The organism is Microbacterium sp. SORGH_AS_0454, from assembly GCF_031453395.1.
Taxonomy (GTDB): Bacteria; Actinomycetota; Actinomycetes; order Actinomycetales; family Microbacteriaceae; genus Microbacterium.
Genome location: NZ_JAVIYS010000001.1, coordinates 2,131,704 through 2,148,797, shown reverse-complemented (window position 1 = coordinate 2,148,797; position 17,094 = coordinate 2,131,704). Strand labels below are relative to the sequence as shown.

Genomic DNA, 17,094 nt, shown 5'->3' with positions numbered 1-17,094 from the left:
GAAGTTCCTCTCAGCCGAGTTCCGGGGACTCGGTCGTGTGGTGCGGGGTGGCGGGACTGATCCGTCGGAGGAGCACGCTGGCGTTGTTGCCGCCGAATCCGAAGGCGTTGACCAGGGCGTGCTCGACCGGCCGGTCGCGGCGGAGCGCAGGTCCCTCGACGGGGAGGTGAACGCCCTCGACCTCGACGGGATCGCGCAGCCCCACGGTCGTCGGTATGCCCCCTTCCCGCACGGCGGCGACGGCCACGGCGATGCCGGGGAAGGCGGAGGCGTGCAGCAGGTGGCCGAGAGCGCCCTTGTGCGACGAGACGGCGACCGCCGGCCACCCGCGCTCCGCGACGAGTCGCGACACGGCCTCGAGCTCGGCCGCATCACCCTGCACCGTGCCGGTCGCATGCGCGTGCACGTAGTCGACTCCGCTCGCGCCGGCCTCGTCGAGCGCTCGTGCCATGCAGGCGTAGACGACATCCGGGTCGGAGGCGACCGAGGAACGCCCGCCGATCTCGGCGACCGATGCTGCGAGCGCGGCGAGGGGCGTGGCGCCACGAGCGGCCGGGGCCGCCGCGCGCTCCAGAAGAACCGCACCGGCACCCTCGCCGACCAGGATGCCGTCGCGCTCGCGATCGAAGGGACGCGAGGGCGCGGTCCCGATCGCCTTGACCACCCGCAGGCTCTCGCTCGCATAGGGATTGCACACCGACGCCCCCGCGACGAGGACGGCGTCGTGGATGCCGGCGCGGATCAGTCTCGCGGCGAGGTGGATCGCGAACAGCGCGCTCGCGCACGCGTGCGAGACGACGAGCGGCCGTTCCCAGCGCCGCGCGTCCGCCACGACGGTGATCGGCGCGTAGAGAGCGTTCTGCTCGCCGGGCGGCGCCTCGGCCTGGGCCGCGAGCAGCAGGAGGGGCGGCGGCGAGTTCTCCGGCCACCGCGCCTCGGCGAGGGCCTCACCGATCGCCGACGCGAGCCATGAGGACGAGTCGGCGCCGTCGAGTACGGCGCGATCGATGGGCCGCGTCGCCGCGTCATCGCTCGCGCCGACGGTGGGAGCGCGGCCGGCGAAGAGGCCGTCGAGCAGTGCCGGTACTCCGCGGCCATAGGCCGACACCAGCCCGACACCCGTGACGACGACATCGCTCATGCTCCGCTCCCCTCGAACGAGGGGCAGTCGACGTGCGCAGCCAGGAGGTCGCAGTCCTCGGGGTGCGGCCCGTGCAGCTCGTATCGCACGACGAGCGCCGACCGGCATCCCTCGAGCAGGGATGCCACGAGCCCCGCGTCGAACGCGGACGCCAGCACGAGGGAGGATCGCGGCCGCCCGCGTCCCCGGGCGGCAAGCGCCGCACGGACGGACTCGGAGGTCTCCATACCCGTCGAGTCGGTGGGACGCACGCGGGCCGTCTCGTCGTCGACCGTGACGACCAGACGCCGCGCGAAGGCCGTGGCGAACGCGCCGGCGAAGACGAGCAGGAGGTCGACGGCGTCGAAGGACTCGCCCACGACGGGCGCGAGAAGGTCGAAGGACCGCCGCATCGCGGTCTCGGTCACGCGCCGGGTGCCCTCGGGGAGCGTCTCGATCGCGAGCGGGGAACCCGAGAACGGGTGATCGGCCGAGGCGAACCGGTGGGCCAGGCCCGGCCGCGGGCTCACGCCTACCCAGGAACAGCCGGCGGTCATGACGCCTCCCCCGCCTCGGCGACCATCGGTGCGGGCCGGTCAGCGGCATCCATCGCCCGCAGTGCCCACGGCGCCGCCAGACCTCCCAGCAGGGCGATCGCCGCGAGGACGACGCACGCGACCTGCCACGAACCGACCTCGTAGGCGATCCCCGCGAGAGCCGTGCCGACCGCGCCTCCCGCGAGGGCGGCGGCCTCGTAGGCGCCCATCGCGGCCCCGAACCGCGAGCGACCGGTCGACTCGGCGACGACGGCCTGCTCGACGGGCATCACGATGGCCCAGGCCACGGCGCTCAGCACCCACAGGATCCCGATGACCGTCGGGGTGGGAGCGAACGCCAGGCCCACCGCGAAGGCGCAGCTCAGACCGGCGGCGATCAGCAGAGCCCTGCGGCGGCCGATACGGACGACGACCACGTGCAGCGGCTTCGGCAGGACCGCGAGCGCGATGGCCCCCGGGAGAAAGACCCACGCGGCCTCGATCACGCCGAGCCCGAAGTGCTTCTGCAGATGGATCAGGAGCACGATGCCGATGCCCGCCTCGGCAGCCGTCGAGCCCACGACCGCGCCGAGCAGGGGTGCGCGAGCCGCCGGACGAGCCCGCGGGCCGGGCCGGGAGAGCGTTCCTGACGGGACCGCTCGGCGGGCAGGAGCGCCACGAGCACCGCACCGGCCAGACAGGCGAGGGCCGACAGCAGGAACAGGCCGGTGTACCCGACGGCGCCCAGCGCCGACAGCCCCGCGACGAAGGCGATCCACGCACCGGTTTCTTCCGCCGACACCAGGCTCGCGAACGCCGTCTCGTCCGACACGTACTGCTCGCTCACCATCGCGCGCAGCGCCACCCACAGCAGGGAACCGCCCACCCCGCTCACGACGGCCGCGGCGAACGCGACCGCGACGACGCCGTCCGTCGCGAGGGCGTACCCCGCGACCCCCAGACCGTAGATCACGGCACCGGAGGCGGCGACAACGCGCCGGTCGGCGCGATCCGCCGCCCAGCCCCCCAGCGGGCGGGCCGCGCACGACACCACCAGCTCGAGGGCCACGAGAAGACCGATGGCCGTGGCATCCAGACCGAGGGCCAGGCCCGCCCAGAGGGGAACGACGAAGTCCAGCAGGTCAGCGGGGCCCCGCGTCAACGCCGCGGCACAGCGCAGGAGCGACCACCTCGATTCCCGCGGATCACGAGCTGACATCGGCGACGGTGTCCTTTCTCGCGGCGGCCCGTCCGGCTTCCGCTTCGGCGGCGAGTCGTGCGCGGTCGATCTTGCCGGTGCCGAGCCGGGGCACCTCGGCGACGAGAACGACCCGGTTGGGCCACTCGTGTTCGGGGAGCGCGGCTCTCACCCGCTCTGCCCACTCGGCCCGCGTGTGCGTGCCGGCGTCCTCGATGAACGCGGTGAGGTGAGCGCCCCGACGCTCATCGGCCAGCGCGATCAGCGTCAACGGAACGCCCGCGCGATCGGCTCGATCTTCGAGGTGGGCGGGATAGATGGTGTGGCCCCCGCGATGCACGGCCCCCGCCCGGCCGATCACGCGCAGGGCGCCGTGGGCATCGACGGAGCCGATGTCTCCGGTGCGGTACCAGCCGTCCTCGACCTCAGCGGGCCGATCGTCGCCGATCGTCGCGGTGAACAGAGCTTTCGAACGGATCCACAGCTCGCCCGTCTCACCGGGCTCCACCGGCGCCCCATGGGGTCGGCGGACCGACAGTTCGACGCCCGGCAGAACCCGCCCCAACCCCTCGGGCCGTTCGAGCGTCGCGAGAGAGACGTTGCCCAGCTCGGTCGAGCCGTAGCCGTCGAGCAGCGACCGCCCGGTGATCCGCAGGAACCGCTCGGCGAGCGACGGCCTCAGCGGAGACCCACCGACGCACCACATGCGCACGCGCGGTGCCATCTCGACGCAGCCGCGTTCCTCCAGCAGATCGAGGATGTCGGCGATGACGGGCGGAGTGGCATCCACCACCGTCACGCCGCTGGGAAGCGCGGCCCGCAGCGTCTGGACCGGACGGCGATGGTTGCCCATCACCAGGGTGCACCCCACGAGCCACCACGCGAGCACGAGCGAGAGACCGTACGTGGTGGCTCAGTGGCAGCAACGGCAGCAGGACGTCGTCGGCGCGGTACCGCATGGCGTCGACGGTCGCCCGGACGTTCTCGAGCACGGAGGAACCGGAGCGCACCACACCGCGCGGTCGCCCCGACGAGCCGGAGGTCCACAGGACGATGCCGTCATCGCGGTCCTCCCACGCGGGGAAGCCCGCCGCGGTACGGCGATCGCACCCGCAGTCGAGGTGCGCGCCGACCGCGGCGACGACGGGGCCGGCACCACCGAGGTCGACGCGATCCCGCACGGGCGGCAGGCCCCGGGCCGTGATCGTGGCCGCACACCCGGTGCGCGCCGCGATCTGCTCCACGTCGGCGGCGGGAAGGCCGGGGTCGAGCAGCACGATCGAGACCCCGGCATCCATCAGGGCGAGAAGGACGAGTGCTGTCTCGGGTGTCGACTCGTCGCACACGAGCACGCGGGGGAACTTCCGCAGACCCCGATCTTCGAGATGCTCGCGGATACGCCCGACCATGTCCGAGGCGCAGAACGAGCGGCCCTCCACTCGCCGGACGCGAGGGCATCTCCTCGTCGCCGCACGCTCGAGGAACCACTCCGCTCCGCCGTGGAAGACGATCTCGCCGTTGCGGTGGGGCCGGGCGATGGCTTCGATCACCGTCTGTGCGACGTCGGAGGTCGTCGCGAGCCTGCCGATCTGCCTCCGCCGTTCCGCGGTGGAGCCCGGCCGCAGCCTTTCCATCAGCAACGTCGTCGCGGAATCGACCACGACATCGGCCGAGACGACCACCAGTCGTGCCCCGACGGCGGCGATGCGCTCGGTGAGCGCGAGCAGCGCATCCTGTCCCGCGCGCTTGGATGCTGCGACCGTCTCGTACTCCGGCTCCGGCGCGACCTCGCGGCTGAAGTGCGCTTGATGGCTGGTGAGGTACACGATCACACCGCCGTCGCTCATCACGGGCAGGGCGTCGCCGACCAGTTGGGCCAGAGCATCCCGGTTCAGCGCGAAGGCGTCGTGCGCGGTGCTCCCCTCCTCCAATCCCCCGGATGCCGCGAGCACGAGGACGTCGATGCGCTCGAGGCCCGAGATCAGGTGTCGCCGCGCTCGCGGATCGCGCAGGTCTCCGACGCGCACGTCGATCTCGTGCGCGCCCTCGGCGACGGCCCTGTCGGAGAGACGACGGGCACGCGCGAGCTTCTGCCGGCAACCGACGACGACCCGCTCCCCCGCGACGGCGAGTCGGCGGGCGACTTCTGCGCCGATCCCGCGCGAGCCGCCCGCGACCACGACCGTGCGCCCCGTCACGCGAGGGCCTCCGACACGGCCGCGGGCGAGATCGGAACGGTCTCGAAGCGGTCGCCGCCGTGCCTGCGGAAGGCCGACGACGGGCCGGGCACGATGAGACTCGTCACGCCGACGGCCTCCAGGCCGTCGTACAGCGTCGTGCCCACCGTCGGGTGCGTCCACCCGTCGAGCAGGTCGGTGCGCACCTCCTCGGCCGTGTTCAGCACCGCACCGGTGACGTCGGAGACGATCGGCACGACGGGGTCGTCGAAGACCACGCCCGCGTAGGCCTCGAGCTCCACCCGCTCGCGCACGGGCATCATCCGGGGGCAGTGCTCGGCCCGATCGATCGTGTAGTAGACGATTCCGCGGCGCGCGCGCACCGCGTTGTCGAGGCGTGCGATCGCCGCGGCCGTTCCCGAGACCGCGTACACGCCCCGATCGCCCCGCACCGAGACCTCCGCCCACCCGTCGGGCTCTCCCGCCGCGCGCACGAGCGCCTCGATGTCGGCATCCGCCACCCGTGAGAAGAAGATGCACGCGAGCGGCACGTCGAGACCGGCGAAGAACGCCCTCTCCGCCGCGGTGCTCCGCGACAACAAGCCGACCATCTCACCGAGTGGCAGGCAGCCCGCGGCAACGGCTCCGGCGAACGCGCCGAAGCTCTGACCGCAGATCGCTTGCGGGCGCAGGCCTCTCTCGTCGCGAGCCCACTCGGCGAGAGCGAGGTTGATCGCGAGGAAGGCGGTCTGGTACGGCTCCCAGTCGTAGATGTCGGCGTTCGCGTAGGCCTCCTCGAGGTCGTACCCCAACGCCTCGCTGCACTCGTCGAACAGGCGCCGGGCGACCGAGAACCGGTCGAGGAAGCGACGCACGTGACGGTGACGCGCCGGCGTGAGACCGGGGAAGAGAAGAGCGTGCATCATCGGCCCTCCCCCGCTGTCGCGGGCGGTCGCGGCAGCGGAAAGTCACCGGCCAGTTCCTCGAAGCCCGGCGCGACATCGTCGAGCGAGACGGCGACGTCGAGCACGACCGCACGGCCCGTCGCGGCCCGCCCCCAGGCCCGACGCACGGCCTCGGCGAGCTCCGCGGCATCGTCGCACCCCTCGTAGTCGAGCGCGTACGCGGCGCACAGGCCGCGCACGACCGTGCGGCTCCCCACGAACGAGAACGGTGCGCCGGCGCGGCGCCGGTTCGCTTCGAGCCACCCGAAACCCCCGTTGGTGAGGACCACGACGAGAACCGCGCTGTCGATCTCGGCGAGGGCCGCGAGGTCGGGCCCGATCGAGCTGAAGGCGCCGTCACCGCCGATGACGACCACCGGACGCGGGTCGCCCAGGGCCACGCCGCGGACCGCAGCCATGCCGAACCCGAGCGGGGTCTGCTCGCTCGGAACGAGACACGCGGCGTCTCGACGCACGATCCAGTGCGGGAAGATGTACGACCAGATGTCCTGCAGGCCGTTCTCATGGATGCTGACCCGTGCCGTCGGCACGGCGGCGTCCACTTCGCGCAGCACGTCCTTCACTCGCGGAATCGCTCCGTGTGCCGTCACCGGCGCCGGGTCATCCCCCGCCCGGAGCGCCACGTGCGCGGCGGCGACGGCGGCCGACCAGCTCGAATCAGCAGAGACGGTCGGCAGGGCGGTGCGCCAGGCGCGCACCACGTCGGCGACATCGGCCACGATCCGTTCCGTCGCCCAGGCAGAGGTGAACTCGCTCTCGTCGTCGAGCACCTGCACGATCCGGCACCCGGGGGCCAACCCGGTGTCCCAGCCGAAAGTCGCTGTCTCTTCCAACCGGGAGCCGAGCGCCACGATCACGTCGACGCTCCGCAGGATCGCAGCGGCCCCGCCCGGTGCGTAGAGACCGCTGACCCCGAGGAATGCCGGGTGCGTCTCATCGATCACTCCCCGACCGGATGCCGTGACGGTGACCGCCGCGCCGAGCCGATCGACCAGCGCGACGATGTCGTCGCCGAGCCCGGTGTCGGAGCAGCCGCCCCCGACCACGACGATGGGCCGTCTCGCGTCACGGACGACGTCCGGCAGGGGCACGTCGGAGCTCGTCCGCCTGCGCTGCGGTGGGCGCACGCGCGCCGCCGATGAGGATGGAAGACCCTCCGGAACCTCGAGGATCACCGGTCCGCGGCCCCGACCCCGGCTCAGCCGGAACGCATCGGCCAGCCCGCCGGCGACCGTGTCCTCGTCGACGCGGATCGTGCCGACGGTCAGCGCTCCCAGCGCCTCGATCGGATCCAGCTCCTGGAAGGCGCCCGTTCCGAGCCGGTCCAGGGGCACGCCCGAGCTGATGAGCATGAGCGGGTGCCGCTGAGAGCGCGCTTCGAGCAGTCCGGTGGCCGCGTGGGTGAGGGCCGGCCCCTTGCCCACGAAACAGACTGACGGCCGGCCCGAGATCCGCCCGTACCCGATGGCCTGATAGGTGGCATGTCGCTGGTCGCGAACAAGCACGACCCGGATGCCGCTGCGCTCGAGCGCTCCGAGGATCGTCATGTCGTCGCCGGGCAGCCCGAAGACCGTGTCGACGCCGTGCGCCGTGAGCCCCTCGGCGACCCGATCCCACACGCTGTCGCGCGTCATGCGCTCACGTCCTCGGCCTGGAGGCGCGGAAGGTAGGCGGAGAGGCCTTTCGACAACAGGATCGGTTCGGGGTGGACGATGCCGTCCACGGCGATGTAGTTCGCCATCGCGCCGCGGCCGCCCAAGGGGGCGTTCCCGTCGTCGACGGCGAGCAGCGTCTCGTCGACGGTCAGCGTGTGACGGCGCGAGAGCGCCGATACCAGCCGATTCGTGGGCCCGAACACCGTCGCGCCCATCGCACGCTCGTGGTACTTGCCGGAGTCGAGCGTCTCCACGACCACGGATTCGTCGTCGTACAGGCCGACGTTGAAGATCGGGGAGAAGAACTCGAGGATCTCCATTCGTCGCGCGTCGTCCCAGACGAGCACCGTGGGCTCGATGTGACGCGAGCCGAAGTGGATGCGGCCCCCGCGATGGATACGGCCCTGGTGGCGGTCGAGGTAGTCCGCGATGTCGCGCACGATGCCCGGATAGCAGATGTCGCCGTAGTCGCTCCGCGGGTCGTCGTAGGCGCCGTAGCGCACCTCGTCCAGGCGTCGATCCAGCGCCGCGAGCAGACCGTCGGCCGCGTCGCGCTCCACCCAGATCGCGTCGGGTCCAAGGCAGTCCTGCCCGGAGTTCAACAGGCGGATGTCGACGATGCCGCGCGCCGCGCGTTCCAGGTCGGCGGTCGCCGTGACGACGATGGGGTTGATCCCCGAGCCGAGGAAGAACATCATCTGATCGCGACGCAGGCGCGCCCGGATGCGCTCGGCGTTCTGGTAGGCGCCGGCGAAGACGACGACGGGCGCGGTGGGCACCGTGCGTTCGACGAACTGGCGCTGCGTCTCGTCGCGGATCTCGATCGCGAAACCGTGCTCGGGCGCGAGCAGCGCGTGCAGACGCGCCACGGTGTCTCGGACGTGGGATGCCGGGCGGACGAGGACGCGCGAGGCGTAGAGCGAGGGCACGAGCGCGTAGAGGACGTACGAGTACAGCACCACGTTCGACGGCAGGAAGACCGCGATGGCCGATACCCGGGGCGGGCGATGCTCGGCGACCTCGGCACCGGCTCCTCGCAGCGCCGCGACGGCGGCATCCACCTCGTAGTCCGCAGCCTTCCTCGTACAGATGACCGTCAGGATGGCCAGGACCTCCGCCCGGCGCGCCTCGATGACGTCGGCGAGCGCGGAGAGCTGTTCGGGCATGGCGAAGCGCGCCGCGGGCGAGGCGTGGGTCTTCTGCATGGTGTCCTTCGAGAAGAGAGGCGGCTATCTCGCGAGCGAGAGGCGAGCCAGACGGGAGTAGGAGCGGGAGGTACGAACGAGATGGGAGTGGGTGCCGGTGGAGATCGTGCCGTCGCGGCGCAGGTAGACCACCTGGTCGGCCCCCGCCGCCGTGTGCAGGCGGTGCGTGACGACGAGCACCGTCCGCGTGCCCGCGAGTCCGCCGATCACCGCGTTGATGCGCGCCTCGGACTCGGGATCGAGCCGCGAGGTCGGCTCGTCGATGAGGACGATCGAGCCCGGCGACAGCAGCGTTCGAGCGAGTGCGAGGCGTTGCGCCTCACCCCCTGACAGCGCGCGCCCGGTCTCGCCGAGAGGGACATGGATGCCACGGGGATCTTCGTCGACGAGGTCGTCGAGGCCCGTGGCGTTCAGCGCCCGCATGAGCTGCTCGTCGTCGGCGTGCGGCGCTCCCAGACGCAGGTTGTCCGCGAGCGAACCGTCGATGAGGGGTGCGTTCTGTTCCATGTAGGCCACGCGGCGGCTCACCTCTCGACGATCCATCTGCGCCAGGTCGGCTCCGCCGAGCAGAATGCGTCCGCTGTCGGGATCGTGCAGGCGGGCGAGGAGGTCGAGGATCGTCGACTTCCCGCTTCCCGACGGCCCGACCAGGGCGCAGATGCTGCCGGCGCGAACGGTGAGGCTGACGTCGCTGACACCGCCCGCGCCGTGCGGGTGGGCGAATCCGACCCCCTCGAGGCGGATGGGTCCAGGGGCGGACACCTCGCTCTCCCCGGCGGACCGCGCGATGCGTTCGTCACTCTGGGGGTCCTCGACCGGAACCCGGAGGGCGGCGCTGATCCTGTCCCACGAGGCGCGCGCTCTCTGCAGCACGGGCACGGCGCGCAAGGCGTTCTCGACGGGCGAGAGCACCAGGACGACGTACATCAGGAAGGCCAGCAGCTCGGAGAACGCCATCGTCCCCTGCCCGACCTGGATCGCGCCCACCGCCAGAACGGCGAGGAAAGCGCACTGCGTCGCCATCTGGCCGATCGGCGAGACGATGGCCGTGCGGTTGCCGAGGGCGACGGCAGCGTCTCTGGCGCGGACGGCGGGTTCGATCAGACGCGCCACGTACCTTTCGGTCGCCCCGGCCGTGCGGATCGTCCGCATGGCGCGCAGCGAGCTGGCCAGCTCTGATCCCATCTGCGCGGTCGCGTCCTGACTGCGGCGGCTCAGCGTCCGCACCGGCCCCGAGGCGAGGGTGACCACCGCACCCGAGACGATGATCGCCACGACCGTCACGAGGAAGAGCAGAGGGCTCAGGATGAACATGAGCGTGCATGCCCCGAGAGTGAGGGCGGCCGCGGTGACGATCTCGAACACCCCGCCGACCACCATGGTGTGCACCTGGGCCGTGTCGGTCGTCAGCAGGCTGACCAGTTCGCCGTGCCGCTCCTCGGAGTAGCGCCGCACCGGCCAGCGGAGGAGCCGGTCGGCGAGCCCGCGCCGCACGTCGAACACCGCCCGCGCGCCCGCGCGTTCGAGCAGGACGGTGTGAAGGCCCGCGGCGACCGCCTCGACGGCGATGACCGCCACCAGCACGACAAGGCTGAGGACGATCGCATGGTTCGTGCGCACCGCCTCGATCACCGCCTGGGCGGCGAGCGGCTGCGCCAGAGCACATCCGACGGCCACGAACGCCGTTGCGACGATGACGACGAGACGGCCCCGGTGCGGTCGGATGAACGTGTGGAAGAAGGATGCCAAGCTCAGCCTCCCGCTCGCGGAAGATCGAGACCGGGGAACGCGGGGCGCCCGGTCGCCACCGACGAGAGCACGGCCGCCACCCCGGCGGCGCCGGTCGCGTAGTCCATCGAGACGCGAGACAGTCCGCGACCGAGCACTCCGACTCCGTCGCGGTAGGCGACGCCGTGCCAGTCGAGTGCGCGCGCGTGCATGTCGATGGGCGCTCGGGTGTCGGCCACGCCCGCGCGCTGCAGCTGATCGAGCGCGATCATCAGGCCCGCCCGACCGTCGAAGACCCCGGGCTCGATGACGATCGTGGGGCTGAGCGCGCGGACCAGACCCTCTACCTGCGAAGCGGTGAGCGCGTCACGGCCGGCGCGTGCCAGGCGGGCGCCGGCTACCGCGATACCGGCAGAACCATGTGCGAGATAGGGGTAGAGGACGCCACGTTCCTCGACGAGCAGTGCGCCGTCGGGCCCGGCAGAACACACGAGCAGGTCTCGTGCGAGGCACCGCTGCGCCTGATCGAGGTAGCGGTGGTCGCCCGTCGCCTCGGCGAGTGCGGTGAGGAACACGGCGACACCCGACCAACCGTCGACCAAGCCCGCCGCGGCGCCGGTAACCGTTCCTGCGGCGGCGACGCGCCGGTCGAGGATCCCGTCTGCGAGTCGGGCGGCGGTGTCGATCCCCTCCGCCCCCGCATCGATCAACGCGAGACCGACCCCCGCTCGGCCGCTGTAGAGCGTCGCGTCGTCGGAGGTCGAGATCCGCTCCGCTGCTTCGGCCAGGAGAGCCCGCGCCTCCTCGACGCGGCCGCGAGCGCCGAGGGCGAGCGCCATTCCGGCCTGTCCGCTCAGCAGGCCCGGATCGGCGATCCCGCGCGCACCGCGCGCGAGCCAGTCGACCCACGCCTCGGGCACGTCTTCGCCGAGCTGATGCAGGCTCCACAGGACGCCGGCGGCCCCGGCAGCGAATTGCCGGCCGTTCTCGAGGTACAGCAGCACGTCGCCGGGGAAGAGCCGATCCGCTCTGTCCGGGGTCGCAGACGCCCGGACCGCCCGCACGAGCGACGCGGGGCCGAGGGGTTCGAGCGGAACGGACGGCGCCGAAAGACCGTAGCTGCGCTCGACGAGGTCGCGCCAGTGCGAAGGCAGATCGAAGGTGTCCTGCGCCCATGCGATGTGCTGACCGGCCCGCGCAGGATCGAAAGCGAGCACGATCGCAATGGGGAGGAACAGCCAGAGCGCGAGGGCGCCCAGGGCGTAATAGTCGTCGTCGACGCCCGTCGGCTCGTCTCGCCCCCGCCTCGGCCGAGCGAACCCCGGACAGCCCAGTCCGACCGGCACGCTCGACCCGGCGGCGGCCGCCAGCTCGAAGTCGACGATGCTCAGCCGTCCGTGCGCGTCGACCAGCACGTTCCCGGGGTGCAGGTCGCCGTGGGCCCAGCCGCTCGCATGAAGAGCGCCGACGCAGGCCGTCAGCGAGCGCAGGATCCCGAGCGCCCGCTCCCGGTAGACGGCCACGGCCGCACCGTCCGCCGGAAATCCCGCGCGCACGCCGGGGTGATGAACGGCCACCCAGTGCTGCAACGTATCGGCGTCGGAGTATGCCGACACAAGGAAGACGTGCCCACCCAGCTGGAACCGGTCGATCAGCGCGGGCACGCCGTGGAGCCCGTCCAGCGCAGTGTGCGCCTGATACTCCCGTTCCAGTCGCTCCACGGCATCCGTTCCGAATCCGTCGAGGCCGGCGTGCGGTCGTGCCTCTTTCAGCACGACCGGCAGACCATCCGAGCGCCGGTGGCCCCGGTACACCCCGCCCGCGTTCGAGAAGTGCAGGGCCTCATCGAAGGTGTACTCGCACTCCGCGAGCTCCGCCCTGCCCTCCTCCGCGAGGCGGAGACGACCGGGCACGTCGACCCACTCCGGGATGACCACGTACGGTCGCCGCTGGTCGGGCACGAGCGAGCCGTCGGGCGCCTCGATGGCATGCACGCGGTGCCCCTCCTCGTCGTCGCACCAGCGTTCGACGAAGCCGCCGTATCGCACGTGCAGAGGCCCCTCCTGCCAGCGGAGGTCGCTCAGAATGGTCGGTCCCGCCAGGCCGCCGATCCGCTCCTGGAGGGCGTCCAGAGCAGCGAAGAGCTCGCCCTCGTCGCGGGGGTAGATGGTGACGAACTTGCCGCTCGCGCTACGCGAGGCGTACTTCGCCCCGCAGACCAGCAGCACCAGCTCCGAGCGCAGGTACTTGAAAGCGACACCGCGTGGGACGCAGTGCTCGACCACGGCATCGAGAACGGCTCGCGCCGTGCGGGGAATCGCCGCGACGTGGATCTTCCAGCCCTGCGCCGGCCCCTGCCAGCAGACGGGGAACGCGGTGTTCCACTCCCGCGCCGTGCCGTGGGACCATCCGTCGGGGAGGACGACCTCGTAGGGGCGCATCCTCTCATCGCCGCAGGCATCCATCCGGAAGGGATCCTCGAAGTGCAGGTGATCCGCCAGCAGGAAGAGGTCGAGATTGGCGCGCCGCGCCTGACGGAGCGCGCTCATTGCGACGCCTCAGCCGAGGCGGACATGATCCCCACCGCCGTCGCCTCCGGCGATGCGACATATGCGGCCATCCGCGCGCGGGAGCGTTCGACCGACTCATCGCGGTCGCTCCGGCGCTTCACGCGATCCGGCAGGTCGACGCCGAACTCGTCGAACTCGGCGCGCAGAATGCTCCATACCAGGGCGTCTTCACGGCGGCCGTCGATGTAGTAGTACTCGCGCAGGATGCCATCCAGCACCGGTCCGCCGCGACGCGCGAGCATATTGACCATCGGCACGTTCGACATCGCGGTGATGAACTCGACCCGGTTGGCGTCGTGGGTGTAGAAGGACTCCTCGATCACGGCGTCGATGGCCTCGGCGCCGTAGCCCTGGAACCACAGGGACGCATCGCTGATGATCACCCCGAGCGAGATGTTGCGCGCCGCACGCTGACCGACCCACCGCCACTCCGCGAAGCCGATGTCGTCTCCGCTCCGGGTGGAGACGATGACGTAGTGCACCGCGCCGTCGACGATGGTCGCCGCGATGGCCTGGGCGTCGACCGCGGACGCGTCGCGGATGCCGGCCCGCGAGCCCGCGGTGTTGCGATCGGCCAGCTTCGCGATCGTCCCGGCATCTCCCGCACCGGCCGCACGCAACGAGACCCGGAGATCCCTCATGCGACGCCCCCGCCCCTCGATGACGTCGCGCCCGTATCGTCGAGGCCGGAGGATGCCGCCAGCACCAGAGCTGCGCACTGCCCACCGAATCCGAACGATGTCGACATTCCGCGTCGAGCGGTGATCCGGCGGTTCTCGCCGCGGACGATGTCCAGCTCTTGATCGATGGGATCGTCGCAGTTGGCGGTGGCGGGAACGACGCCCTCGCGCAGCGAAAGGATGAGCGCGACGGCCTCGATCGCGCCGGCCGCGGCGACCGTGTGACCGGTGAGCGGCTTGATTCCGTAGATGGGGATGGAGGGGGCGTCGTCGGCGAAGACGGCGCGGAACGCGTCGAGCTCGACCGGATCGTTCAGGCGGGTACCGGTCGCGTGCGCGCTGAAGAGATCGATCGAGGCACTCTCGAGATCCGCGTCGACCAGGGCCGCGCGCATCGCTGCGACGGCGCCCCGTCCATCGGCATCGGGGGCGGTCGCGTGAGCGATGTCGGTGGCGGCGCCGAATCCGAGGACCTCGGCGAGCGGCTGCACCCCTCGCCGACGAGCGTGGGTCTCCGTCTCGAGAACGAGCATCGCGCTCCCCTCGCCCAGCACGAATCCATCGCGGTCGGCGTCGAAGGGACGGCAGGCCCGGGACGGGGCGTCGTTTCGCTCCGAGAGCGCGCCGACGATCGACATGCTCGCCATCGAGAGCCGGGTGACCGTGGCGTCGGAGGCGCCGCAGACCATCACGTCGGCGACCCGCGCCCGCAGCAGGGCCGTCGCCAGCCCTATGGCGTTGGCTCCGCTGGAGCACTCGGTGGAGACGGTCAGAGACGGTCCCCGCGCGTCGAGGGCTCTCGCGATCTCGGCGGCCGCGCCGCCCATCGATCCGCTGGCGGCCAGGTAGGGCAACCGACGCCGCAGCTCGTGCGCACCGCCGACGGCAAGTGCCGCGCTCGCCTCCGCATTCGTCGCAAGGGGACCGGCAGACGTGCCGACGCAGACTCCGAGGCGCGCGGGATCGACCTTCTCATCGAGTCCGCTCTGCCCGGCCGCCTGAACGGCTGCGGCGAGGGCCATCGCCACGAACCGGTCCACACGTCGTCTGACCCTGGCCGGCACGAGGGGGTGGTAATCGACATCGTCGACCTGACCCGCGAAGCGCGTTCCGAGATCGCTCACATCGAATCCGTCGATGTCACGAACGCCGCAGTGTCCCGAGAGAAGCGCCGACCAGAACGTCCCGACGGTGGATCCGATCGGCGTCACGACCCCCATCCCCGTAACCACGATCCGCTCAGACATCGCGACGGCCCTCCGGATTCGGTCGGGAGGTGCCGTCCGAGGTGTCGGGCTTACGCCGAGAGGGCCAGAACGGGGCCGAGAGGAGGACCCCGGCCCACACGACGATCGCACCGAGGGGCCAGAAGGTGTCGAAGCTCCCGCGCATGAGGCACCACGCACCCCAGACGAGCAGCACGACGATGGAGACTCCGCCCCACAGGCGCCACTCGGCGACCCAGGTCTTCACGTCATCCTCGTTGTGAGTCATTTCGTTCTCCGTGTCTTCCACAAATGAGCGAGATCGCACGTTTGGTGGGAGAGGTCACTCCCCCACCAAACGGCGGTTCCGACGACCGGGGCGGGTGCGCGCACCCGCCCCATCACGGTGCGATCAGAAGCAGTGGGTGCTGATGCTGCTCACCGCGGCGAAGCCGTCGGCGGTCTCTCGAGCCGTCTCCAGCTTCTGCAGATCGAGGATCGACATGTTCCCCTCCTTTCCGTGGATCGCCTTCGAGCGCGCTGTCGTGCTCAGCGGACGCAGTGATTGCTGACCGTGCTCGCGGCCATGGCCGAGACGTCGGTGGCCGCCTCGAGCTTCTGGAGGTTGAGGATCGCCTGCATGTCGTCACCTCCTTTCTGTGGTCGCAGTGCGGGTCGCGGGCGACGCGGGGTCGCGCGGGCGACTCGATGGTTCATGACGCCGCCTCGGGTTGCGAGGGCGCGGGGCTACGGGCGGCGACGATCCGATCCGCGAGCCACGCCAGAGTCACCTCGGCGCGGTCACCCGCCGTGTGCGCTTCGCGCAGGAGGGGCTCGAGATCGACGTCGTAGGTCTCTTCCGAGAAGACGGCGAGCTCCAGGACCGACAGCGAATCGACATCCAGATCGTCGAAGAGGGTGCTCTCCGGCCGGATCGACTCCGGCGCGAGGTCGAGCATGTCGGCGAGAAAGGCGCGAAGCCCTGCGATGACGTCGTCGGGGGTCATGAGGGGTTCCTCTCGATCGGGGCGGCGACGCGCCCGGTGTGCTCTCGTACATGCCGGCCCTCGAGGCATTCGGGCGCGACCACCCGTGCCCGGTCGACCACGTGGCGGGTGAAAGCGGGGTCGGCTCCGATCCACCGCATGCCGCGCAGGAACGAGTCGACGCCGGTCTGCGTCGCGGCGCGCGCCTCGTGGGAGTCCGCCGCGAGGAAGGCCGAGGTGGGCTGCAGTCGGTCGGTGAGGACGAGCGCGAGCGGCATGGCCCTCTCGAGCACGTCGTAGATCGCGTCGGCGTGGCCCTCTCGGATGCCCGTCCGCAGCGCGTGCAGACCGAAGCTGATGTGGCGTGACTCGTCTCGACACATCGCCGCGAAGGCGGAGCGGATGCCGGGGAGCAGGTCGGTCTTCCCCAGGGCACGCACGATCGAGCGCTGACCGCTCACCGCGAGGACGCCTTCGGTCACGAGGTGGAAGAGGGTGACGCACCGCAGCCACTTCTCGTAGTCACGGGGATTCGCGACACTCGCCCGCATGATCTCGCCTTCGAGCAGCGCGAGATCCCGGTGCTCTTGCTCCGCCAGTTCCCAGGCCTGCCGCAGCATGATCGTCGGGTCGGGGTCATACCCCAGCACTTCGTGACCGACGCGGAACATGAGGCGTGCGTGACGGGCTTCGTCGGCGACCTGAGTGCCGAGGAAGATCAGATCCTCTTCATCGGGGCGCACCGAGCTGGACGGGCGCGAGCAGGTCGAGCCCCGTGTACTCGCCGACGATGAACGTCGAGATCGTGGCTTCGAGCTGACGCCTCAGCGTGCGCGGCAGGCGGGTCTGAAACGTGTCGCGATCACGATCGAGACGAACGGCGTCCGCCGACCACTGCTGTTCCTCCCAGCGCCGGTACAGATCGCGCGGGCGAAGGCGACGTTCCGCCAGCAGGTTGGCGTGATCGGAGATGTCGCTCGCATCGAGTGTGCCGAGCTGATCGAACGATGCCGACTCGACCAGCGTGCTCCAACGAACCATGGCCCCCCTCGATTGAGCCGTTATGCAC

18 protein-coding genes and 2 pseudogenes are annotated in these 17,094 nt (G+C 71.2%); all 20 read right to left on the bottom strand.

All coding sequences use genetic code 11. The annotated features are described in order from the left end of the window. Positions 1 to 10: 10 nt before the first annotated feature. Complete coding sequence (locus QE454_RS10210) at positions 11 to 1,141, bottom strand: beta-ketoacyl synthase N-terminal-like domain-containing protein (protein ID WP_307455654.1); 1,131 nt, start codon at positions 1,139 to 1,141, stop codon at positions 11 to 13. Beyond that, positions 1,138 to 1,677, bottom strand: coding sequence for a hypothetical protein (locus tag QE454_RS10205; protein ID WP_307455658.1), 540 nt, complete (start codon positions 1,675 to 1,677; stop codon positions 1,138 to 1,140). Before QE454_RS10205 ends, QE454_RS10210 begins: the two co-directional genes overlap by 4 nt. Then, positions 1,674 to 2,237: an MFS transporter gene (locus QE454_RS10200; RefSeq protein ID WP_309668623.1), complete on the bottom strand. Its 564-nt coding sequence runs from the start codon at positions 2,235 to 2,237 to the stop codon at positions 1,674 to 1,676. Before QE454_RS10200 ends, QE454_RS10205 begins: the two co-directional genes overlap by 4 nt. Next, positions 2,192 to 2,875: an MFS transporter gene (locus QE454_RS10195; protein ID WP_309668622.1), complete on the bottom strand. Its 684-nt coding sequence runs from the start codon at positions 2,873 to 2,875 to the stop codon at positions 2,192 to 2,194. The genes QE454_RS10200 and QE454_RS10195 overlap by 46 nt, the downstream gene beginning before the upstream one ends. Further along, on the bottom strand, positions 2,862 to 3,362 hold the full coding sequence (locus QE454_RS17295) for a hypothetical protein (protein ID WP_396652989.1): 501 nt from the start codon (positions 3,360 to 3,362) through the stop codon (positions 2,862 to 2,864). The genes QE454_RS10195 and QE454_RS17295 overlap by 14 nt, the downstream gene beginning before the upstream one ends. A 9-nt stretch (positions 3,363 to 3,371) precedes the next feature. After that, positions 3,372 to 3,707: pseudogene (locus QE454_RS17290) on the bottom strand (AMP-binding protein); the annotation flags it as partial. Positions 3,708 to 3,771: 64 nt separating this feature from the next. Next, positions 3,772 to 5,034: pseudogene (locus QE454_RS10185) on the bottom strand (SDR family oxidoreductase); the annotation flags it as partial. A 14-nt stretch (positions 5,035 to 5,048) separates the two neighbouring features. Then, positions 5,049 to 5,957, bottom strand: coding sequence for a hypothetical protein (locus QE454_RS10180; protein WP_307317799.1), 909 nt, complete (start codon positions 5,955 to 5,957; stop codon positions 5,049 to 5,051). Beyond that, positions 5,954 to 7,630: a thiamine pyrophosphate-binding protein gene (locus QE454_RS10175; RefSeq protein ID WP_307455664.1), complete on the bottom strand. Its 1,677-nt coding sequence runs from the start codon at positions 7,628 to 7,630 to the stop codon at positions 5,954 to 5,956. The genes QE454_RS10180 and QE454_RS10175 overlap by 4 nt, the downstream gene beginning before the upstream one ends. Then, on the bottom strand, positions 7,627 to 8,856 hold the full coding sequence (locus QE454_RS10170) for an aldehyde dehydrogenase family protein (protein WP_307455666.1): 1,230 nt from the start codon (positions 8,854 to 8,856) through the stop codon (positions 7,627 to 7,629). The genes QE454_RS10175 and QE454_RS10170 overlap by 4 nt, the downstream gene beginning before the upstream one ends. 24 nt (positions 8,857 to 8,880) lie before the next feature. Beyond that, positions 8,881 to 10,605, bottom strand: a complete 1,725-nt coding sequence (locus tag QE454_RS10165; protein ID WP_307455668.1) for an ABC transporter ATP-binding protein — start codon at positions 10,603 to 10,605, stop codon at positions 8,881 to 8,883. A gap of 2 nt (positions 10,606 to 10,607) precedes the next feature. Next, positions 10,608 to 13,133 (bottom strand): class III lanthionine synthetase LanKC, encoded by a 2,526-nt coding sequence (lanKC, locus tag QE454_RS10160; RefSeq protein WP_307455670.1) that lies wholly within the window; start codon positions 13,131 to 13,133, stop codon positions 10,608 to 10,610. Further along, positions 13,130 to 13,795, bottom strand: coding sequence for a GNAT family N-acetyltransferase (locus QE454_RS10155; protein ID WP_210073832.1), 666 nt, complete (start codon positions 13,793 to 13,795; stop codon positions 13,130 to 13,132). The genes lanKC and QE454_RS10155 overlap by 4 nt, the downstream gene beginning before the upstream one ends. Further along, positions 13,792 to 15,081 carry a beta-ketoacyl-[acyl-carrier-protein] synthase family protein gene (locus tag QE454_RS10150; protein ID WP_309668620.1) on the bottom strand — a complete coding sequence of 430 codons (1,290 nt, stop codon included), beginning with the start codon at positions 15,079 to 15,081 and terminating at the stop codon, positions 13,792 to 13,794. The genes QE454_RS10155 and QE454_RS10150 overlap by 4 nt, the downstream gene beginning before the upstream one ends. After that, positions 15,074 to 15,328, bottom strand: coding sequence for a hypothetical protein (locus QE454_RS10145; RefSeq protein WP_307455675.1), 255 nt, complete (start codon positions 15,326 to 15,328; stop codon positions 15,074 to 15,076). Before QE454_RS10145 ends, QE454_RS10150 begins: the two co-directional genes overlap by 8 nt. A gap of 123 nt (positions 15,329 to 15,451) precedes the next feature. Continuing rightward, positions 15,452 to 15,544 (bottom strand): class III lanthipeptide, encoded by a 93-nt coding sequence (locus QE454_RS10140; protein ID WP_210073826.1) that lies wholly within the window; start codon positions 15,542 to 15,544, stop codon positions 15,452 to 15,454. Between the two features lie 44 nt (positions 15,545 to 15,588). Further along, positions 15,589 to 15,681, bottom strand: coding sequence for a class III lanthipeptide (locus tag QE454_RS10135; protein WP_210073824.1), 93 nt, complete (start codon positions 15,679 to 15,681; stop codon positions 15,589 to 15,591). A 71-nt stretch (positions 15,682 to 15,752) separates the two neighbouring features. Continuing rightward, complete coding sequence (locus QE454_RS10130; protein WP_210073822.1) at positions 15,753 to 16,046, bottom strand: acyl carrier protein; 294 nt, start codon at positions 16,044 to 16,046, stop codon at positions 15,753 to 15,755. Then, positions 16,043 to 16,768: a hypothetical protein gene (locus tag QE454_RS10125; protein WP_309668619.1), complete on the bottom strand. Its 726-nt coding sequence runs from the start codon at positions 16,766 to 16,768 to the stop codon at positions 16,043 to 16,045. The genes QE454_RS10130 and QE454_RS10125 overlap by 4 nt, the downstream gene beginning before the upstream one ends. Beyond that, positions 16,755 to 17,066 (bottom strand): hypothetical protein, encoded by a 312-nt coding sequence (locus QE454_RS10120; RefSeq protein ID WP_309668618.1) that lies wholly within the window; start codon positions 17,064 to 17,066, stop codon positions 16,755 to 16,757. The genes QE454_RS10125 and QE454_RS10120 overlap by 14 nt, the downstream gene beginning before the upstream one ends. Positions 17,067 to 17,094 lie beyond the last annotated feature (28 nt).